Source organism: Ureaplasma parvum serovar 3 str. ATCC 27815 (genome assembly GCF_000019345.1).
GTDB lineage: Bacteria > Bacillota_I > Bacilli_A > Mycoplasmatales > Mycoplasmoidaceae > Ureaplasma > Ureaplasma parvum.
Window position 1 is genome coordinate 493540 of sequence record NC_010503.1, and the last position, 22373, is coordinate 515912.

The 22373-nt window shown below is 24.0% G+C and carries 20 protein-coding genes and 2 pseudogenes; 6 read left to right on the forward strand and 16 right to left on the reverse strand.

All coding sequences use genetic code 4. From position 1 onward, the window contains the following. Window positions 1-38 precede the first annotated feature (38 nt). From ureC to UPA3_RS02280, 3 genes are read right to left on the reverse strand one after another with little or no spacing between them, the layout of a single operon-like run. A complete protein-coding gene (gene ureC, locus UPA3_RS02270) occupies window positions 39-1835 on the reverse strand; it encodes an urease subunit alpha (RefSeq protein WP_006688455.1) in 1797 nt (598 codons plus the stop codon). Window positions 1836-1880: 45 nt separating this feature from the next. Continuing rightward, entirely contained in the window at window positions 1881-2255 is a 375-nt protein-coding gene (gene ureB / locus UPA3_RS02275) for an urease subunit beta (protein ID WP_006688518.1), read from the reverse strand. A 46-nt stretch (window positions 2256-2301) separates the two neighbouring features. Continuing rightward, entirely contained in the window at window positions 2302-2607 is a 306-nt protein-coding gene (locus UPA3_RS02280) for an urease subunit gamma (protein ID WP_010891770.1), read from the reverse strand. 301 nt (window positions 2608-2908) lie between these two features. Between UPA3_RS02280 and UPA3_RS02285 the strand changes: the two genes are divergently transcribed. The 3 genes from UPA3_RS02285 (at window position 2909) to dinB (ending at window position 5970) form a co-directional block, all read left to right on the forward strand. After that, the gene (locus UPA3_RS02285) at window positions 2909-4072 is read left to right on the forward strand and encodes an ABC transporter ATP-binding protein (protein ID WP_006689086.1); all 1164 of its coding nucleotides are present in this window, start codon (window positions 2909-2911) and stop codon (window positions 4070-4072) included. 82 nt (window positions 4073-4154) lie between these two features. Then, a complete protein-coding gene (locus UPA3_RS02290; RefSeq protein WP_006689051.1) occupies window positions 4155-4898 on the forward strand; it encodes a TlyA family RNA methyltransferase in 744 nt (247 codons plus the stop codon). Then, the gene (gene dinB / locus UPA3_RS02295) at window positions 4888-5970 is read left to right on the forward strand and encodes a DNA polymerase IV (RefSeq protein ID WP_006689004.1); all 1083 of its coding nucleotides are present in this window, start codon (window positions 4888-4890) and stop codon (window positions 5968-5970) included. The genes UPA3_RS02290 and dinB overlap by 11 nt, the downstream gene beginning before the upstream one ends. On the opposite strand, the pseudogene UPA3_RS02300 reads toward dinB, so the two are convergent. Beyond that, a pseudogene (locus tag UPA3_RS02300) lies at window positions 5959-6332 on the reverse strand (Holliday junction DNA helicase RuvB C-terminal domain-containing protein); the annotation flags it as partial. The gene dinB and the pseudogene UPA3_RS02300 sit on opposite strands and share 12 nt — an antisense overlap. Before the next feature lie 92 nt (window positions 6333-6424). Here UPA3_RS02300 and UPA3_RS02305 point away from each other — a divergent pair. After that, window positions 6425-6676 carry an urease accessory protein UreE N-terminal domain-containing protein gene (locus UPA3_RS02305; protein WP_006688998.1) on the forward strand — a complete coding sequence of 84 codons (252 nt, stop codon included), beginning with the start codon at window positions 6425-6427 and terminating at the stop codon, window positions 6674-6676. Window positions 6677-6757: 81 nt separating this feature from the next. On the opposite strand, the gene UPA3_RS02310 is transcribed toward UPA3_RS02305, so the two are convergent. The 5 genes and pseudogenes from UPA3_RS02310 to UPA3_RS03360 form a co-directional block, all read right to left on the reverse strand. After that, window positions 6758-8257, reverse strand: coding sequence for a hypothetical protein (locus UPA3_RS02310; protein WP_010891773.1), 1500 nt, complete (start codon window positions 8255-8257; stop codon window positions 6758-6760). Next, window positions 8205-9557, reverse strand: a complete 1353-nt coding sequence (locus UPA3_RS02315; protein ID WP_006689094.1) for a S8 family serine peptidase — start codon at window positions 9555-9557, stop codon at window positions 8205-8207. Before UPA3_RS02315 ends, UPA3_RS02310 begins: the two co-directional genes overlap by 53 nt. Further along, window positions 9511-10761, reverse strand: coding sequence for a hypothetical protein (locus UPA3_RS02320; RefSeq protein WP_010891774.1), 1251 nt, complete (start codon window positions 10759-10761; stop codon window positions 9511-9513). The genes UPA3_RS02315 and UPA3_RS02320 overlap by 47 nt, the downstream gene beginning before the upstream one ends. 339 nt (window positions 10762-11100) lie before the next feature. Next, window positions 11101-12987: a hypothetical protein gene (locus UPA3_RS02325; RefSeq protein ID WP_006689030.1), complete on the reverse strand. Its 1887-nt coding sequence runs from the start codon at window positions 12985-12987 to the stop codon at window positions 11101-11103. Window positions 12988-13142: 155 nt separating this feature from the next. Further along, window positions 13143-14161: pseudogene (locus UPA3_RS03360) on the reverse strand (DEAD/DEAH box helicase family protein); the annotation flags it as partial. A 58-nt stretch (window positions 14162-14219) separates the two neighbouring features. Here UPA3_RS03360 and UPA3_RS02335 point away from each other — a divergent pair. Further along, window positions 14220-14669: a restriction endonuclease subunit S gene (locus tag UPA3_RS02335; protein WP_010891777.1), complete on the forward strand. Its 450-nt coding sequence runs from the start codon at window positions 14220-14222 to the stop codon at window positions 14667-14669. Between the two features lie 6 nt (window positions 14670-14675). Beyond that, window positions 14676-15119, forward strand: coding sequence for a restriction endonuclease subunit S (locus UPA3_RS03220; RefSeq protein ID WP_267961695.1), 444 nt, complete (start codon window positions 14676-14678; stop codon window positions 15117-15119). Between the two features lie 75 nt (window positions 15120-15194). Here UPA3_RS03220 and ruvB read toward each other — a convergent pair whose 3' ends face one another. The 7 genes from ruvB to UPA3_RS02370 form a co-directional block, all read right to left on the reverse strand. After that, the gene (ruvB, locus tag UPA3_RS02340) at window positions 15195-16133 is read right to left on the reverse strand and encodes a Holliday junction branch migration DNA helicase RuvB (protein ID WP_006689015.1); all 939 of its coding nucleotides are present in this window, start codon (window positions 16131-16133) and stop codon (window positions 15195-15197) included. Further along, window positions 16123-16710 carry a Holliday junction branch migration protein RuvA gene (gene ruvA, locus UPA3_RS02345; protein ID WP_006688612.1) on the reverse strand — a complete coding sequence of 196 codons (588 nt, stop codon included), beginning with the start codon at window positions 16708-16710 and terminating at the stop codon, window positions 16123-16125. The genes ruvB and ruvA overlap by 11 nt, the downstream gene beginning before the upstream one ends. 41 nt (window positions 16711-16751) lie before the next feature. Then, window positions 16752-17915, reverse strand: a complete 1164-nt coding sequence (locus UPA3_RS02350; RefSeq protein WP_010891778.1) for a lysylphosphatidylglycerol synthase transmembrane domain-containing protein — start codon at window positions 17913-17915, stop codon at window positions 16752-16754. Window positions 17916-17994: 79 nt separating this feature from the next. Beyond that, entirely contained in the window at window positions 17995-19011 is a 1017-nt protein-coding gene (locus UPA3_RS02355; protein WP_006688417.1) for a hypothetical protein, read from the reverse strand. 96 nt (window positions 19012-19107) lie between these two features. Beyond that, the gene (proS, locus tag UPA3_RS02360) at window positions 19108-20526 is read right to left on the reverse strand and encodes a proline--tRNA ligase (RefSeq protein ID WP_006688815.1); all 1419 of its coding nucleotides are present in this window, start codon (window positions 20524-20526) and stop codon (window positions 19108-19110) included. A 25-nt stretch (window positions 20527-20551) separates the two neighbouring features. Beyond that, on the reverse strand, window positions 20552-21019 hold the full coding sequence (locus UPA3_RS02365) for an iron-sulfur cluster assembly scaffold protein (RefSeq protein WP_006688443.1): 468 nt from the start codon (window positions 21017-21019) through the stop codon (window positions 20552-20554). Further along, complete coding sequence (locus UPA3_RS02370) at window positions 21006-22214, reverse strand: cysteine desulfurase (RefSeq protein WP_006689089.1); 1209 nt, start codon at window positions 22212-22214, stop codon at window positions 21006-21008. The genes UPA3_RS02365 and UPA3_RS02370 overlap by 14 nt, the downstream gene beginning before the upstream one ends. Between the last annotated feature and the right edge of the window lie 159 nt (window positions 22215-22373).

Sequence of the window (22373 nt, forward strand, 5' to 3'; positions counted from 1 at the left end):
TAACGAAAATAAATTAATATAATATTTTAGTTTGACAATTAAAATAAGAAATATCTTTGTGCTAATGGCGCTTCTGTTAAAGGTTCAGCATCAAGTATATATTTGCCACTTGAAGTCTTTTTTAATTTTTTAGCTAATTCAGAAGCTGATTGTTCTAGTCAATTTTCTAAATCATTAAAATCAACAGCAGCATCAAAAGTTTGCGGATCAACTTCTAAATTTGGAGTCGCAGAGTTTCATTTCATACTCTTTTTATTTACTGAACGGCAATTTTTAACTGGTAATAATTCTTTTTCTAATTTATATTCCTCTTTAATGCCATTTTCTAACCCAATTTTTGAAACAAAACTTACTGATGTATTAGTTAACAAACGTCCATAAGTTCCAAATTGGTCACGCATAATTACAGGTTCGCATGTTGGAATTGAAGCATTTGGATCACCTGCTACACAACGAGCGATTACACCCATTTTTACAACATAATAAGGTTTTGCACCAAAGAATTTAGGTTCTCAAGCAACAATATCAGCTAATTTACCAACTTCTAGTGAACCAATATAAGAATCAACACCATGTGCAATAGCTGGGTTAATTGTATATTTAGAAATATAACGTTTTACACGATTGTTATCACTGAATTCACTATCACCTTTTAATGATCCAAATTGTGCTTTCATTTTGTGAGCCATTTGTCATGTACGAGTTGCAACTTCGCCAATACGTCCCATAGCTAATGTATCTGATGACATAATTGAAATTGCACCCATATCGTGCAATAAGTCTTCAGCTGCAATTGTTTGGCTACGAATACGTGAATCAGCAAAAGCAACATCTTCTGGAACCTTAGGATTTAAGTGGTGACATACCATTAACATATCTAAATGTTCAGCAATTGTATTTACTGTATAAGGAATTGTTGGGTTTGTAGAAGCTGGTAAAATATGGGCATATTTAACAGTTTCTAGAATATCTGGAGCATGCCCTCCACCAGCACCTTCTGTATGATAAGCATGAATTGTTCGCCCTTTCATAGCTGCAATTGTATGTTCTACAAATCCAGCTTCATTTAATGTATCTGTATGAATAGCAACAGCTACATCAGTTTTATCAGCAACTGTTAATGCTAAATCAATCGCATTTCCTGTTGCCCCTCAGTCTTCATGGATTTTAAGTCCACAAGCTCCAGCAGCAATTTGCTCAAAAATTGGATCTTCCATACCTTGACCTTTAGCTAAAAAACCGGCATTAATTGATAATCCATCAGCTGCTTGTAAAGCTGATTTAACTCAAAATTTACCAGGTGAAACAGTTGTGGCTTTTGTACCATCATTCATACCTGTACCACCAGCAATAACAGTTGTAATACCACCATCTAATGCAACAGGAACTATTTCTGGTTCTAGTCAGTGAACGTGAGTATCTAAACCACCAGCTGTATAAATTTTACCCTCACCAGCTGAAATTTCAGTTGAGATACCCACAATCATATCAACATTATCTGTTAAATGTGGATTTCCAGATTTACCAATCGCAGCAATTTTTCCATTTTTAATACCAATATCTGCTTTATAAATACCTGTATAATCAACAATTAGTGCATTTGTAATAACTAAATCCATTACTTCAGCATTACCTAATTTATCATCTAACTTCATAGTAGAATTCATTCCCATACCTTCACGTAGGGTTTTTCCACCACCAAAAACAGATTCTTCACCATAAGTAGTTAAGTCTTTTTCAACTTTAACTCAAAGATTTGTATCTCCTAATCTAACGCTATCACCAGTTGTAATACCGTATAAATCTGAATAATTTTTTCTTGAAATTTTAAACATAATGTTCCCCTTTTTATCTATAGTAGAAACTTGTAAAATAGAGTTTTATTTTTTAAGTTTTCCATTAACTAAGCCATTTACACCTCAAACTTCGCGTGTTCCGGCTAAATCAATAATTGAAACTTCTTTTTTATCTCCTGGTTCAAAACGAATAGCAGTACCTGATGGAATATCGAAACGTCGTCCATAAGCAACTTTGCGTTCTTTATCTTCATTTCCTTTTTCATCAAAAAATACTAATGCACTATTCACTTCAAACAAGTGAAAATGTGATCCAACTTGTATAGGACGGTCCCCAGTATTTTTAATACTAATTACTTTTGCCTCTCTACCTTCATTCATCACAATTTCACCACTAGCGAAATTAATTGCCCCTGGTACTAATTTACCTGGACTAAATTGACTTGATGATCCTGACATATAATCATTATCTCCTTTTATAAAAAAATTTTACGAATTGTAAATGTTATTTGTAAATTGGATCGTGTACAGAAACTAGTTTAGTACCATCAGGGAAAGTAACTTCAACTTGAATTATACTAACCATTGTATCTACACCTTCCATAACTTGATCAACACGTAGTACTTCACGAGCAGATTGCATTAGGTCAGCAACTAGCTTACCATCTCTTGCCCCTTCCATTACATGATCAGTAATTAAAGCAACAGCTTCTGAATAGTTTAATTTTAAACCTCTAGCTAAACGTCTTCTTGCAACGTCAGCAGCAACTGTTATCAATAATTTTTGGACTTCTCTTAATGATAGATTCATTTATTTACCTCTAATATATCTTGTATATTAAGTAATAATGCAATTTTATTTTAACGCTTTTAAAACAAAAAAATACACTAAAATTAAAAAAAAGTGTTTTTTTTAGGTAAATGTAAAATATATAGAATAAAAAAATGTGTTATTCTTATTGGAGAATTAATAAAAACAAAAATAATAAATGCTTTAATGATGAAATTAAAAATAATTTGCATTTATTTTTTTATGGGAATACAAGATAAACTTCTTGTAGATAAAATGAAATTCTAACTTATAATTTAATTTTTTAGTTTTGGGAGTAAATATGAGTTTTTTTAAAAAAAAGAATGATTTACAAAAAGAAGAACACAAACACGTTAGTGTTGTAGATATGAATGAAATTTTAAGCTATGAAGATAGTGAAGAATTTAAAAACGATGAAATTGATTCTAATGAGCCAATTTTTAAACTTAATAATGTTTCATTAGGTTACGGAAAAAAAATGATTATTAAAAACCTAACGGCAACAATTCATCGCAACGATTTTGTTGTTGTATTAGGGCCTAATGGTTCTGGTAAATCCACATTAATCAAAGGATTGTGTCGTATCAATAATCCTTCAAGTGGTTATATAATGTATAGAGATAAATTGATATCAAGACCATTATTACCATTTCTTTGATTAGAAAAAGCATGATCTTCTATTGTTAATATATTTACAAAAGATCGTAAAGAAGTTATTGAAACAATTGATTGACATATTCAAAATTATAAAAAAATTCATGCCTATAAGTCAAAGGAATTAGCTTTAAATTTAGCATATGTCCCACAACTTGCTGTATTCCCAGAAGCTACATCAATTTATGATTTTGTTAAAATGGGTCGTTTTCCAAGTTCAAATGCTTTGGGAATTAATACAAATACAGAACGTGAAAAACAAATTATTGATGAAGCTTTGAAAAATGTTGGTATTTATGAATTCCGCCACAAAAATCTTGAAGATTTATCAGGTGGTCAAAAACAAAAAGCATTAATTGCTTTAGCACTTGCTCAAGATACTGAAACAATTGTTTTAGATGAACCTACTAACCACTTAGATATAAGAAGTCAATTAGAAATTATTGAACTTTTACATAAATTACACCACGAAATGAAAAAAACAATTGTTTTAGTTATTCATGATATTAATAATGGTTTAAAATATGCACATAAAGTCATGATTATGAAAAATGGTGAAATGGTTCGTTATGGAAAATTAAAAGAAACAATCGATCATGAAATTTTATTAGATGTTTTTGGTGTTGAATCAATTATTGTGAAAAATGAATCGACATATCCACAAGTTTCTGTAACAGATTTTAGTTTACCAAAAGACTATAAAATTAATGAAATCAAAGAAAACGAAAAAACTAATTCAATTTATAATGATGGTGATGAAGTAGAAATTGAAAATGAATTAGAAAAAGAAGTTGATAAAACAAAAAAATAAATCAAAATTAAAATAAAAACCGCATTGAAGTGGTTTTTATTTTATTATTAATTAATAATTTATAAAAAAGGTAAGCTTATAAATGAATCAAAGGTTAGATCATTATCTGAAAAACACTAATCAATGTGAAACACGATCCAAAGCAATTGATTTGATAAAACGTGGACGTGTGTTTGTTAATAATTTTCAAGTATTAAAACCCTCATTTTTAGTTAAACAGACTGATTCTGTAGAAATTAAAAATGATGAAATGTATTTCGTTTCTAAAGGTGGATATAAGCTTTTAAAAATTATTAAAGAAATTAATTTAATAATTAAAAATTTTGTTATAGCTGATTTAGGGAGCTCAACAGGAGGTTTTACTGATTGTTGTTTACAATTGGGTGCTAAAAAAATTTACGCAATCGATGTTGGTGTTGACTTATTACACCCTAGTTTAAAGAAAAGTTATAAAATTATTAATTATGAAAAAACTAATGTTAAAAATTTAGATAAATCTTATTTTTTAGAAGATTTAGATTTAATTGTTGGTGATTTATCTTTCATTTCTTTAGAGCAAATTTTTCCAATAATTAAAAAAATTTCATCCCCTAAAACTTTGCTTTTATTGTTGATAAAACCCCAGTTTGAATTAGGAAAGGACGTAGCTAGTAAATATAAAGGTCTAATTCAAAATCAAAAATTACAACAATTAGCAATAAACAAAATAATCAATTTAGCAAAAAATTATGACTTTGAATGTAAACATTTAACTCCTACTGATATTTTTGATGAAAAAAAACAAAATCAAGAATATATGATATTTTTACAAAAGCATGAAAAATAATCATCAAAAAATCATCATGCATCTTGATATCGATGCTTTTTATGCTACTGTTAGTGAACTATTACATCCTGAATATAAAAATTTTCCAATTGCTGTTGGTTCATTAAATTCACGCACAGGTATTATTTCTTCACCTAACTATTTAGCACGTTCTTATGGCGTTAAAGCTGCAATGCCTATCTTTTTAGCTAAAGAATTATGTCCAAATTTAATTATTTTACCTTCTGAACACAATATTTATCAATCTTACTCAAAACATTTTTTTCAAATCATTAATAAATATACAAATAAGATTGAAATAACTTCAATTGATGAATGCTTTATTGATGCAACAGATTTAGTTAAAAAATATCATAATAATATCCGCTTGTTAGCAACAAAAATACAAAAAGAAATCAAAAACAAACTAAACCTTAGTATTTCAATTGGAATTTCATATAATAAAACAATTGCAAAAATGGCAACGGAATTAAATAAACCTTCTGGTATATCAATTATTGATGAAAATAAAATTATTAATTTAATTTATGAATTAAATATCAATAAAATTCCCTATATTGGCGAAATAAAATCACAAGAATTATATGCGATTAACATTTTTAAAATTAAAGAATTAATTGCAACTGAAAATAAACAAAAAATTTCATTAGTTTTAGGTTCAATATATCAAAATTTAGTCAATGATTTAAAAGGTTTAAGTAAAATTAAAATAATTGATGAAGATATTTATAAAACAATTTCACATTCGAAAACATTTAACGAAGATTTGAATGATTTTTATGAAATTTCTAATGAAATGAACGATTTAATTTTAACTGTTACTAATCGATTAAAAAAATGTAATTTAATGACTAATAACATCAGTATTTATATTAAATATCCTAGTTTTAAAACAAAAATTAAGCAAAAACAATTAACTTATTACACTGATGATTATCAAACCATTTTTCTAGCAATTAAAAACTTATTTAAAATAATGTATAAAGATGAAACAATACGTTTAATTGGTATCTCACTAAATAAATTAGTAAAAAAAGAAAATGTTAAAAAACAATTATTTTTATTTGATTAATTGATTGTTTTTTAAAAATCTATTCCTTCAATTGTAATTTTTCGACCTCTTAAATTCTTATTTATAAAATGATGTTGAATTAAATAAGGTTCTATTTTTGTTTCAATTGTATATTGATCTAAACGTAAAATCTGTGCAATTGATTTTAAACCAATTTCATTATCTTGTCGATATAAAACATTTAGATAATTAATATCTTGTTCATCTAATCCAAACTCATAAATTTGAATTTTTTTAAAAATACTTTTAATATCATTAAACCCATTAATTTTAAAATCTACAACTCGTTTTAACAATCGATTTGCTAATCGTGGGATTCCTTTAGCATTATTAGCAATCAAATCAATTTCTTCTTCGTTTAAATCAAGAGGTTTTTTAAACTGTTTTATAATTAATATGTATAAACACTTATTATTTGTTTATATTATTAAAATTTAAAGGAGCATATTGGTTTATGATTTATAAAGAAATTGTACGTAATATTATTAAACATCCATTAATTTTACCAGATGGAAAACACTATCATCTACACAAAATCTTAACTTCAAAAGATGAATTACGTAAAGGCGAAGTAACTTTAGTTGCAGAAAATGGCAAAGAATATACAGTTGATTTATCTGCCTTTGTTGATCTATTAGTTGATGGTGATTGCATCTTTGATGATAACCACTCATTAGTTGCATTATATTTTGATGATGCAAAATAATTAATAATATAAAATAAAAAATATCTACTTTAGTTTTTGTGCTAAAGTAGATTTTATTTTTAAAATAAATATAATCACTAATTATTTAGTAGACAAATAAGTTGATCATAAATAAAATTCACTAACACTAAAATCTGCTAATTCTTTAGCATCATCAATAATACCCATTTTTACTAAGTATTGTAAAAATTCGTTTTTTATATTTTGCATTCGGGTTTTTAATGATTCATTTTTAGTTTTTAATTGATTAATTTCTTCATTATTTTTATCTTTGTTAATACTAATTTGTCATTCGTTTTCATATAACTGTTTTAATAAGTTTAAATAACGATCTTCATAGTGTGAATTTATAGGATTAGTTTCTATTAATTCATCTTTTTTAGCTTTAATGTAATCAGTAATATCATAATCTCGTCAAAGCATGTTAATAATACTAAAACGAATTTTATCATTCATTAATTTAGTATTAGATGTACTAATCGAATAATATTTATTATCATATCAATATGCATTTACAAATAAATTGAACTTATTAAGTTGATCATTAATGTTTTCAAAAAATCGTTTTAATTCATTTTTTGTACTTGAATATTCTTTGTTATTTAAAAATGATTTTTCTAAAAAGATATTAAAATCTAATTTATTAGTTATTTCATAATTTTGATCGATTAAATTTTCTTGTTTTAAATACTTAATAATTAAATTTTTATTTTCATCATTGCTTTGATTAAGTTTTTTAAACGCTAAAAATAAAGTGTTGATTCTTGTTTTATCATATGTTTTTATTTTAAATAATATACGATTAACGTTAGAGAAATAATACCTATCATTTTTATAAATACGACTTATTGGATAGCTATGATTAATATATTTACTTGGAAGATCTAAATTAAATTTTTGATTGTAATACTTGTATAATTCTCTAGCATTGTAATAATGATTTATATGAGCAAAATAAATGAAATTGTATCAAGAATAAAAATAATCTTTATTATTAGAACTTAATTTATTAGGATGATAATATTTTTTAAATATTCTTGTTGCTTCATCAAAATAATGTTCTGGATCTCTTAAACTAATATACTTAATAGAATTTGCTAAAAATTTTGGTTTATTATCAATAAAATATGTCACATTTAAAAACATATAATAATCAATTAATCATTTAAATCAAGGTTTGTTTTGGTTATTTTTAACTAATTCAAAATCAACTAAATTACTTATATGTTGGTCAATGTATGCTAGTAATTTATTAACAAATTCTAAATCATAGGTTTGTTTTTGGTCATCTCAAACTTTACCATCATAAACAAAGCTTTTAATATTATTAGCATATAAAACTTTGTAATAATCATTTTTTGGAATATCAATTATTGGTGATAGTTCTTTAGTTTTTGGTTTTTCTTGTTGTTTATTTTCTTTGATTTCTATTTGCTTTGACAATTTATTAGAATTATTGGATTTTGATTTATTAGTTGTACAACCAATAATCAAAGGTGCAATTAAAAATAATGATAATAAGCTAGTTTTAATGAATAGCTTTTTCTTTAATGAATGTGTAACTAAATGACGTTTGTTCATTTCTTACTTCTCCTTTTTGATAAACTAAAATTTTGTATTCGCCTTTATTTAGATTTGGTGCTCTAATTAATTCAACATTCGAATCTGATTCTGAACGATAAATGTTTATAGTTCTTAAAATTTCGCCAAAGTTATCAAAATTTTGATAATCAATATTTTTTAGATCTTCATTTTTAACTAAATAGATATCATAATTGTCATTTTTAAAATATGTTAGTTTTTTATATTCGTTGTATACACTATTATAATCATGTTTTTTTGAAAAACTATTTGATGTTGGCTTAAATAATCATGATAAAGCAAAATTGAAATTAGTTTGATCATTATCAATACTTATATCCATTTCTTTAACTAGTTGTTTATCTTTGTGTTTCGTTAAAATTTTTGTTTGTTTTGCGTTTTTATATGCTTCTATTGCTCTTTTAAAATCTAAATGACCAGCACCATATAAATGACTAAAACTATTTTTATAAAAATCATAATTTTCATTATTTTTTAAAGGAATTGATGAAGCAGCTAAAATTGAGCGAATATGTGTTAGTGGAATTGTTTTATTAGCGTTATTAACCATATAATAAGATTGCAATAAACTAATCGCACCAGTGACAATAGGCGCAGAAAAACTAGTACCTAGATTTATATTTTTATCTCCTTTATTTTTAATAAACTTTGTAATTATTGAAGTGTCATAAATACCTTCTCCAGGAGCAACTAAAAATGGCATCAATAAATCTCCATATTTATTTTTAACATCATTCAAGTGATGTCGATCTGAAAAATTACTTACTTTTTCATTATTTTTATTAGTAGATCCTACATATATTGAATTTTGATTAAATCTATCCATAAAACTATATTTAGATATATCAAATCAATTAATTTCTAAAATATGTCCATTTTTATTTCTATATCGTATTTCATCATTATAAGAATTTCCAGCTGAAAAAATATTTATAATATCAAAATAATATGATATGAAATCATAAATATAATTTTTAAATTTATATTTATTAATAGTATTATTAACAATATCATCCTTATTCAATGTATCTATATATTTTTTTAACTCTCTTTTAAAATCTTTATCATCGTTTATTTCTTTACCATTAATAAAATTATAAAAACCAATATTTAAAAAATCATTTGGACTTCATCCATAACTATGGTTAATAATTTTTACGTCATTTTGTATTAATCAATCTAACTCTTTTCAAATTTTAATATGACTATTTTCTGATGTTTCATCCTTTGCATTAATATCTAGTGAATAAAGATGGACTTTCTCAATTTTCACGATCATTTAAATTCATTAACTTTATTTCAATTGATTCATCTTTATTTATATTATTAAAATTAGGATTTAATGATAAAGTTAAACTTTGTGAAGTACTTTCTTCTTGTGGTTTATTAAAATGAGCATCAAAATAAACTTTTGAAATTAAATCATGAACAGTAATGTTGTTATTAAAAACTACTTGCATTTGATAATATTGTTCATTATGATTGATTAATTCCTCAAAAACTCAAATTTTATTTTCTTTATCTCAATACTCAATACCAGTAAATCGATAATTCCCTGAATACAATTCTTCAAATTTTAAATCTTCATGATTTAAGAATGTTAGGGCATTAACAGGTAATGTTTTAATTACTTTACCATGTTCATGTTGATACACTAATCGCATTATTTTATACTGTAATCCAGATTTTTTTGATAACAAACTTTCAAAATCATCTTTTATAGGATTGGTTTTAATTAATAAATGATCATTGGGCGTTGGAGTTTGTTCAAATAAATTAGTATTATCATAAAAATCTGCAAAAAACTCATCACTTAAACGATCTTCTACATTTTCAATAAATTCTTCTCTTAATTCAAGCAAATCTTTTGAATAAACTGGTTCAAAACTTGTTCCACTACTTGAATCGATTTGACAAAATTCTCCAACATCTTGATCAAATCCTCATTCATTTTTTAAAACTAAATTTTTACACTCACCAAATACAGCCATTGGTTTTTGATCAATCTTTTTATTAAATAAAATAAATTTAATTTTATTAATAATTACTTGATTAATAAAATCACTATTTGATAATGATTCAAGTTGTTTTAAGTCCAATTTATTATTAAAAATAATTAAATCCATAAAAGGTAAATAATCAAATTCATTATATTGATCTACACCTGATATTTTTGCATTTTTAATTCAAGTTTTAATTTTTAAATGTTGCTCAAAAATTTCTGTTTTTGAAGCTTTTGTTGTATTAAAAATCAAACGAATAATTAATTTATCTTTAAAATAATCTTTATTGCTTTCATCAATTTCAATAACACTATAACTAATTTTGTTTTGATTTTGATTGTCAACCAAATTAACTTGTTGGTTTAGTTTCGAACTAATTGTTTGTTGACTTTTATTTTTTGCTAACAAACTAAACGATCCTAAAACCATCGAACTTAAACTTATTGTCGACAATAATATTGCTTTCTTTTTAAATTTCATATTATTTTATCCTTAAAATTATTAAATTTTTAAAATAGGTGTTAAAAAAAGTATTAGTCAAATAAAACTAATACTTTTCTCAATTTAGTGAAATTCAAATTACGAAACGAAAGTATTAGCTCAAAATTTTGATATTAATAATAATTTGACTAATTTTCATAACTAATAAATTCCTAAAAATAATTTTTAATGTTAACGCAATATTATTTTATGTTTTTTATAATAATTAATCATTTAAAATGCAAAAACACCTTTAAATTAATACTTTTTAGTAAATAAAATAACTTTTTTAAATAAATACTATTAAAACAATCTAAAAATGGTTTTGTGTAATCGCTATTATTTACTATTATTTTCAATCTTTTGCGAAGTTCCATTTTGTATTTTTTTAACTTCTTCAATTAGTTTTTTTAGTTTTTTATTATAAAGATCTAACGTATAAGAAGACACATTATTATTGTTAATTCCTTGTTCAACAAATTTAGTAAATTTTTTTAATCTTTCTACTTTAGATTCGTTATTTGTTTTTCCATTTTTTGTTTCAGTAATTTTCTTACTTTCTTCAATTAATTCTTTAGCTTCAGGAATATATAATTTTTTATCAACAATCGTAAAAATCTTAACACTAAAATTTTCAATATCTTTTGTGAACACCCTTTCTTGATTATTATCTAATTTTAAATAGTTAATTAACTCTTTTGGTTTTAATAAAAAATCATTAGAATAAGCTAAATCAATATTTTCTAGATTATCAATTGTTAATGTTTGATTTGCACTAAGTTTTAAACTGACTTTAGTATTTATTCAAGGATCATTTTTATAACTATTTAAAACATCTTGAATTGTTTGGGTTTTATTAGTTTTCTTTGCTTGATCATTTTCACTATTAACTTTAGTATTAAATTCTTTTAGATGTTTAATGAAATCTTTGAATAAATAAGTTTTTTTAAAGTTTGATAGAATTGTTTGTTTGATTTGATCAACAATTGAACTAATTTTAGTATTAGCATCTTCAAATTTTTTAGTTAATTCATTATTAAGATTATTTGCACTATCAATCGTTAAGCTATTTGTATTAAAGCTAAATAAACTAATAATTGATTGTAAATTTTCAATTTGATTTTCTAAACCATTATATGTAGCTTTTGAACTATTGTTTTTGTCTTTTTGGATATTTTGTTGTTTTTCAATACTATAGTAAGGATTGTAATCGTCTGGTTTTAATGATTGAATAATACTAATTAATTTATTAATACTATTTTCACTATCTAATGCAATTGTATTTAAACCTTGTAAATAATTTTGTAAATCATTTAATAATTTATTAGTTAAAGATTTAATTTGTTCAATATCTAATGATTTTTTAACATTAACAATATTAGTGATATTCTTGTTTAGATTTTGTTTTAAATTAGTTAATTTTAATTGATCAAATCATAAAAAACTATAATTTTGTTGGTAAATAGTATTAATAACATTAACAATATCATCTAATTTTTTAATAAAAGGTAAAGCTTTTAGTTCTTTGTTAATTAAATCATTAATATCATTTAATTTAGTGTAAATTAATTTAAAATCTTCATATAGTTTTTTAAAATTAGCTTTTGTGTTATTATTAACTAATTTTTGAATATCACTTTCAATCTCGACAATATTTTTATTTGATCCAGATGTTTTAATTAAATTTTTAATTTTATTAGCTAAATCTAAAATTGTTTTTTGAATTAAAGCTTTAGTGTGCAATCTTTTTTGATGAGCATCAGATTTTAGTTTATCAATTATTGTAGTATCAACACTTGCTTGATTAAGTAATTTTTCATATTGATTTAAAAAATCTTGTAATTGTTTTTTAGTGTTTTCTAATTCAACAACATCTATTAAATCACTCATGTTTTTGATTGAATCTAATTCATTTAAAACACTAACTTGTGTAATTAAATTTTTAATTGTTTGTTGTTCTTGTTTTAATTTTTGCTCTGATAATTTATTAATGTTTTCTAAATTTGATTTAAGAGTTTGATTATATATCTTTTTAAAATCTTCATAAGATGATTGATCAACTATTTCTTTTAATAAAACAGCTTTATTTAAACTTGATTGTAATTCTTCTTTAGCTTTTTGTTTTGTATCAACTTTTGCACAAGCTGTAATTATTGTTGCTAACAAAGGTATAGCACTAATCATACTTAGTTTTAATCAAATTCATTTGTATTTTTTGTGTTTCATATTTAAAACTCCAAGAATTAATTATTCAATTACTAGCTTAACTTCTTAGTTATTTAAGTATTATTCAAATTAAACGTTTAAATATTTTAACATTATTAAAATAAAAATCTACTCTAGTTTTATTCTAAAGTAGATTGATCTAAAGTTAGATATTCTTAAAGTAACAAATCTAATAAATGTTTAATGTCAATAATAAATTTTACTTTATTCGCAACTAGTTGTTCTAGAGTTTTGTTAATACTTGTGTTTTTTAAAAGATCAAAATTAACTTTTTTATTTAAAACAGCATTTGAACTAGCTCCATAAAAATAAAAATCTTTTTGATTTTTCATATTAATATAACAAACTAAAATCGTAATTTCTACTTTGTCTAATTCATCTAATATAGATTATCGTTATTGTTTTTATTTTCAATATATCGTTGATATGATTCAATTAATAATTTTGTTTTTTTCATAATCATAATCACTATATAATTTTTTTACTTCAATATATAAATAATGATCTTTTTGATCATGTGTTTTTATTTTAAAATAAAATCAGGGTATGAATTACTTATTTGACCATCTTCATTAAAATATTGATATTTTAATCCATGAAAAACAGGATTTTTAGTCCAAAGTTCAACATTATTTTTAATTTTATCATTATCATTTGATAATGAAAGAAAACGATTTGCAAATTTAGATTCAGTTGAAGAATCAAAATAGTGATTTTGTTCTTTAAGATCTTTATATGCATACTTATCACAAATGTTTAAATCTAACATGTTTTCACATTTTTTATATTTTTCAATAGGAATAAAAATTTCATTTTGATTAGGTAAATTTTTATTATTTTGTAATTTAAAAAGTAATTCATGATTATCTTTTTTCATTTGTTCTAATGAATTTTTATATAATTGTTCAAATTGATCAAGATATTTTTTGATAATAACATATCAATACATATTAATGCTTATGTCTAATTTTCATCTTTTTTCTCACTCATTAAATTTTATTTCAAGAAAATTTATAATTTTTTTAGGGAATAGATGTTTGTATTTTCTTAATTGTTCAATAATATAAAGTTCAAGTTCAATTGAATTTTTAATTTTAGTATAAACACGTGTTTTGCCTTCAATTTGTGAAGTTTAACCTTCTAAGTATTGATTTTTTACAAAATTTTCTCGATAGTTAAGCAGGGCATTGAAAATTACTTTTTAAATACTTAAACATGCCTAACATTTCATTTTGATAAATTTAAATATTATAACTAGAGATAATTACTATTATGAGAAGATAGGTAATAATAAACCTAAAAAACTTGAAAATCTACCATTTAATATACCTAATAATTGAATTTGAGTAAAACTAAATAACATATCCAATGTCATAAGTGGATATTCTTTTAAGTCATCAAAGTATACTAGTTCAGGTATAAGAATAATAAGAATTTCTGATTTTGATAGTAAAGAAGTTGATAATAATGAACCTATTTTTTATGAATATAATGAAAAATTTAATTCTTACAAAATTGAAAATAACGATATTATTTTAGTCATGACTGGCGGTACAGTTGGAAAAAATATAATTATAAAAAAAGCTAATGATTATTATTTAAATCAAAGAGTTGCTAGAATCAGAACATTTAATGTAAATTATAATTATATTTATTATTTAATAAATACTACTTATATATAAGGATTAATAAACGATTCGAAAAACTCAACTAACGACAATATTTCATTAAAAGATATAAATAATTTATTAATACCATTGCCACCATTAGATGAACAACAACGAATAGTTGACAAAATTAATCTATTAGAATTTTTTATTAAACAATATGATGAAATAGAACAAAAATTATCGAAGCTTGAAAATGAATTTCCAGAAAAGCTAAAAAAATCGGTTTTACAATATGCTATGCAAGGCAAATTAATTAAACAAGATCCAAATGATGATTCTATAAAAGATTTATTAAAACAAATTCATAAAGAAAAACAAAAATTATACAAAGAGGGTAAACTTAAAAAGAAGGATTTAGAAGAATCTATAATTTATAAAAGTGATGATAAGTCGTATTATGAGAATATAGGTAATAATGAGCCTAAAAAGCTTGAAAATCTACCATTTAATATAAATGTATAAAGATGAAACAATACGTTTAATTGGTATCTCACTAAATAAATTAGTAAAAAAAGAAAATGTTAAAAACAATTATTTTTATTTGATTAGTTGATTGTTTTTTAAAAAATCTATTCCTTCAATTGTAATTTTTCGACCTCTTAAATTCTTATTTATAAAATGATGTTGAATTAAATAAGGTTCTATTTTTGTTTCAATTGTATATTGATCTAAACGTAAAATCTGTGCAATTGATTTTAAACCAATTTCATTATCTTGTCGATATAAAACATTTAGATAATTAATATCTTGTTCATCTAATCCAAACTCATAAATTTGAATTTTTTTAAAAATATTTTTAATATCATTAAACCCATTAATTTTAAAATCTACAACTCGTTTTAATAATCTATTTGCTAATCGTGGGATTCCTTTAGCATTATTAGCAATCAAATCAATTTCTTCTTCGTTTAAATCAATCTGAAAATGCATCTGATTATTCTTTAAAATAATTGCACTAATTTCTGATGGTTCATATTCATTTAAATGAAAGATGTGTCCGAAGCGTTCTTCTAAAGATTTTGGGATTTTTCCAAAAATTGTTGTTGCACCAATAAGTGTAAAATGAGGAATCTTTAACCTCGTCATTTTTGAATTAAAATCTTTACCTATATTAATATCAATACAAAAATCTTCTAATACAGAATAAAGTGTTTCAAATGCACCTAAACCACAAGCGTGAATTTCATCAATAAAAACAACGTCATTTTCTTTAATTAAAGATAATAAATTAATAATATCAATAGGTTTATTTAACAAGTTCCCTTGTGTTATGTGACAATTAACATTCATTTCATTAGCAATTATAAGTGCTAATGTTGTTTTCCCTGTTCCTGATAATCCATGTAATAATGTATGATCAAAACTATTTTCTAATCGTTTACTAGCAGTTAAATAAACTTTTAAATTGTTTTTTAATTGTTCTTTACCAATAAAATCTTTTAGATATTGTGGACGAAACTCATAATTAGTTTTCATGGCGCAATGAAATTTCTTTGATTGCAGAGCTTATAATTTCACTAATATCAATATCTTGTTGAGAATTAATTTTAACTTTAGTAATAGCATACTCAATATCTTTTTTAGTATATCCTAAATTTTCAAGACCTATACTTAATTCTTTAGCTCAGTTATTTTTATCATTTACTTTATTTATGTATTTATAATTTAATTGATCACAAATCAAATTAGCATTTCGTTGGTTAATTCCTTTAATTGTTATTAAATAATCTATATTCTTAGTAGCAATTGCATCAATAATTGTATCAATATCATATTTTAGAATATTAATAGCTGTTTTTGGGCCAATTGAATTAATACTAATCAAGTCTATAAATAATAACCGTTCATTATAAGTACGAAAACCATATAAATCTTTAATAATTAAATTTTTATTAGGCATTATGCTAATATATTCATACAAATATAATTTGCAAAATTTATTAATTTCTAATTCATAATCTTTTGGGATACGTATTTGATAACCAATAAAATTATGTTCGCCAACAACAATATTTGCATTTGCATAAATAACTTTAAAAATTAAATAGTTCATTTTAACCACCTCAATAAAGAATTAGTTAAAACTAATTATTCTTATCTTTTTTTATCAACTTTAGCTTTTTTAATAAATTTATATAAATCAAAAATTAAAAAATAACCAAACCCAAACATCCCAATTAAACTACCTAAATAAATACTAAACATTCTTCAAATAAAAATAATATTATTTATATCTTGCGTTGATAATCAATTCATTGCGTAACGAATTTGATTTTGATCATTTGTTAAAAAAACACGTAACATAAATTGAATTGAACCCTCAGATCCAGGCAAAGGGACAAAATTAGTTGCTGTGACAGCAATATTTGTATAATTAAATAAATCAAAAAAGATGTTATGTGGTTTTGGTTCTACTAAACGATATGAAATATACATTAGTGCATAAATACCAATGTTATAGACTACTCCAATAACAAAAGCCAATAATGAAACCCGCAGTGTTTTAAAATAATACAAATAAAAAGCTTTAAAACTTATATTTTGATTATTTTTTTGAATTAATTCAATTTTTGTTAAATATTTAAGCTTAAAAAGTTTTTTGACTCAATTATAAATTAAAACTGAACGAAAATGCAATTTTTTAGAGAAGCCTAAAACAAAATAAATAGCTGTCATACATAAATCAGCAATTATACCAACAACAGCCAAATAATAATAAAAGGGTAAACTTGTTTTATTATTAACTGCATAAGTTATTAATTCATAATTAATATAAATAAAAGATGGTACAGTTACTATAACTTGGCCCAATTCATAAAAAGTTGATGAAACAAGTAATAGTGCAGAAACTTTTTTTAGATTATGATAACCATTTTTATTTAAAAAATAAATTGAAAAAGGTTCACTTCCAACAGAAAAAGGAGTTACAGCATTTAAAAAAATTAAACTAAAACTATAAAGGATTCATTTCCATCAAGCAATTTTGATTTGGTTTTTATAAGTATCAATGACTGCAATAACTATAAACATAAAAGCCCTAAAGAAAATAAAGCTAATAAGAATTAACAATCATAAAATAGCTAATTTAATAGTTTTTAAACTATGATTTATTTTTATAAATAAATTTTGAAAATCAATATCTAAAATAAAAAGAATTGAAATAATAATCATTAATAAACAAACTATTAAACCAATTATTAAAAAACAAATATTCTTCTTCGTTCAAAAACTAGTTTTTTCATTAATATTATTATCCATTTTAAAAATCCTTATTCTAGTAATTTAATTATATAATTTTATTCCTAATAAAAAAGAAGGGCACCCCCTTCTAAAAATTTTACTTTTTTGATGATTTGTTTGCTGATTCAGTTTCTCATCATGTTTTTTTCGAAATTGGATCACTTTGAAATTCTTCTTCAATTAATACTGTTTTTAATAATAATTGTTGTTTTTTATCTAAACCATTATTAATGGGTAAAACATCATCAATTGCTTTTTCTATTTGTTCTTTTCCATTTTTTTTAACAATTAAATCATGGCCACGATGATGACGTTGCGCTTTATGTTTATTATGGTGATTATCTGGATCAATATGTTCATATTCTTCTTCTATAAAGTATTCATTATTAGGAAATACTGAACTTTGAGGTGCTAATAAACATTCATCATAAACTAGTTGTGCTAGTTCAGCTTCATCACGTTTATTTCAAACACTTACATACTTTGATAACCAACTAAAATCATTTTGATCATCATTAATTAAACTTTCTTTTTCAGAAAATAAAGATTCTAAAAATAAATTTTCAGCATACACTTTTTGGTTTGAATAAATATTTTCAAAAACAGGTTCTTCAAATTCAAAAGAAACAGGAGTAAAAGGTGTATGTTCTTTTACTGAATTATCAACTTCATCAACTGGAGCTACAATATTCTCCTGTATAAATTCTTCATTGCTTTGATTTTCGTTCTTTATAGGCTCAGGTTCAACTTCTTCATGTAATGGTTCAATAGGTGTAGATTCATGTTCGTTAACAATATCATCTTCTTGGTTATTAACTGGAGCTGATGATAGATCATTGCAATCTTGTAAAATTTGTGGTTCATCCATTACAGGTATTTGTTCTTGTTGGATGTTTGTTAAAGCTAAATTACGTAAACTTTTAATCGTTTTTGTGTAATCAACTCACATAAAAACGCCACAATTTTTGCATCTTACTTTAACTTTTTTAGTAACAATAGTTTCATCATATAATTGATAAATATCTTTGTTATTATCTAAAACATCAGTAATATTTATATTTTTATCTTCAGTTAACTTTTGATTTAATTTATTTTTCTTACTAAATAATCCCATAATTCAACTCCAAAATTAATTATTTTTATAATTTTAACTTCTTTAACTAACTTAAATTATATATGAAAATAAACTTTTTTATTTCATTTATTAAATCTAATAAGCACGTGCAAATAAAGTCAATTTGTTTGTTTTTTTATTTGTATAAAAACACTGCCCGTTTTGAGTTTCATCAAAAATACAACGTGTTGAAGCATTAGTTAATAATTTAATTTGTTCATCATCTTCTTTTGTACCATCAAAGAATGCCTTAGCCATTTTATTTTGTGCAATAACTTGTTTTAATTCCTCGATATTATTTACAAAAACAATCGAATCCTCTAAATCTTTTTTTGCCTTTTCATAAATATTTCTTTTAATATCTGCTAATAATTTTGGGATGATTAGTTTCAAATCAGTTAAATCAACATTAATTTTTTCATGAGTATCACGACGCACAATAACAACTTGTTGATTAACTAATTCTTTAGCACCAACTAATATACAAATAGGCGTTCCCTCAATTTCTTGTTGTGCTAATTTATAACCAATTCCTTTATCACTATGATCTTCAAACAAACGATAATTATTTAATTGTTCACAAATCTGTTGACTAATTTTTAATAATTGGGGATTTTTATTAGAAAAAATCGTTAAAATAGCAATTTGATTAAAAGCAATATCAGGGGGCAAAATCAAACCCTGATCATCAGCATGAACCATAATTAATGCTCCAATAATTCGTGTTGATAATCCAGCAGACATTTGATGTACATAATGCATTTGATTATCTTGACCTTGAAACTTAATATCATAAGCTTTTGCAAAAAACTGCCCTAAATAATGACTTGTTGCAGATTGTAATGCTTGGCCATCTTGCATCATAGCTTCAATTGTATATGTTTTTTGAGCACCAGCAAAACGTTCTCATGGTGTTTTTAATCCTTTAATAACAGGTATACACAAATAATTTTGAACAAAATCTGTATACACATCTAAAATTACTTTAGCAAAAGAATCGGCCTCATTTTCACTTGCAAAAATAGCATGTAATTCTTGTCAATGAAACTCAGCATTTCGAAGAAATGGACGTGTTGTTTTTTCAGCACGCATTACTGAACACCATTGATTATTTTTAATCGGTAAATCATTATAACTATTAACAATATTTTTAAAATAATTACAAAATAAAATTTCACTCGTAGGACGTATTGCATAAGAATTATCTAATTTTTTATCACCAATTTGATTAACCATAAATAATTCAGGAGCAAAACCTTCAATATGATCTTTTTCTTTTTGAAATTCACTTAAAGGAATTAAAGTTGGCATGGCAAGATTGCGTACTCCGTGTTTTTTAAATTCGACATCAATTTGGTTTTTAATTGCTTCTCAAATTGCTCAAGCATTTGGTTGAAAAACCATCATTCCTTTAATATCAGTGTACTGAATTAATTTTGCATTATTTACAATACTTGTATATCAATCAGCAAAATTTTCTTTTCTTGTTGTAATCTTTTCTAATTTTTTACTCATTTTATCAATCCAACCTAAACTTTTATTAAACAATTGTTTTGTGTTTATCTGTAAATTGCTTTAAACACATTTTTAAAGCACTTGCGCCAATACGGGCACAACGAATACGATTCATTTGTTTTTTTACATTATAAAAAGCAATTAATTCTTGCATAATATCTTTATTGTAATCTAGCCCTTCAATCATATTTAAATAATTATTAATTAATAATAACGCATTATTAAGATCTAGATTTTTTACAAGTTCACAAATAATATCAGTGGATGATATGGAAATTGCACAGCCTGTACCTAAAAAAACGACATCAATTATTTTTTGATGATTTAATTTAACATAAACTGTAATGTCATCACCACATCCTTCTGTTGTATTATGATATGACAAATAATTTATTTCATCTTGTACAAAACAAACTTTATTTTTAGGGTGTTCATAGTGTTGCATGATAATCTTACGTAATAAAAGATTGTCATTGATATTATAAGATGCCATTTAATTCATCTCCTTTTTGATATTCTTTAATTGCCTTAATTAATCTATCAACATCATTAAAATCATTATATATGTAAAAAGATGCACGAATAGCACATTCGGTTTGAATCACGTTATTAATAATTTTTGCACATGATAATCCACTTCGCACAATAATATTTTTTGATCCTAAATAATTAGCAAAATCTTGGCAAAAAACACCATTATAACTAAAAGTTATAGTACTTGAAGTAGCATCTTGCACATATGTTTTAATTTCAGGAATTAAAGCTAATTGGTCACGTGCATATTTAGTAATTTTTAATTCATGTTCATGAATTTTATTATAACCTATATCCATTAAAAATTTTAAAGCAGCATTAAAACCATAAAAACCAGCAACATGCGGAGTTCCACCCTCAAATTTCATGTAATTATCATAGAGCTGATAACTATTTAAATCAATGCTAAAATTCATTCCACCACCATATTTTAATGGTTGCATTTTTTTAATCAAGTCATTTTTAATATAAGCAACACCAATTCCTGTAGGTCCTAATAATTTATGTGCTGAAAAGACCATAAAATCACTTTTGCATTTTTTCACATCAAACATACGGTGTTGAATACTTTGAGTTGCATCAACGCACACTAATACATCTGGTTTAATTTTTTTAATATTTTTAATAATAAGATTTTCATCTAAAACATTACCAATTAAATTACCACCAGAAGCAAACGAAACCACTTTTGTTTTAGGTGAAATTACTTTTAGAAAATCACTAAGTTGTGGAAATTGATTTTTTTGATTAGCAAAAATAATCTTGACACCTAAATCATCTCGAAGTTTGTATCATGGTAATAAATTAGAAGCATGTTCAATATAAGTTAAAATAATTTCATCACCCTTTTTTAAATGAGGTCTTAAACCGTTTGCAATCAAATTTAGAGATTCTGTAGCACCACTTGTAAAAATGATTTCATCAAAATTAGCATTGATGAATTTGGCAACATTTGCTCTTGTTTCATTCATAATTTCATGAGTGTGAAAAGTAAAATTTGAATCAGTATTATGGGGGTTAGTAGAATATTTTGTATAATAATCAACAATTGCATCGATTACAACTTGAGGTTTTAATGAAGTTGCACTTGAATCTAAATAAATAACATCTTTGTTATTTTTAAATCAAGGAAAAAATTGTTTGTAATCATTCATAGCGTATCCTTGCTTATTTTTCAAAAATAAGACTAAATTTCTTGCGATGGCTTGATAATTAAATTTGTTAAAAACAATAACAAAGTTTGCTTTTGTCAGCTCAACTTTAGAAAAAATCTAACATACTTCTATAGTATAATATTAAAATTATATTGTTTA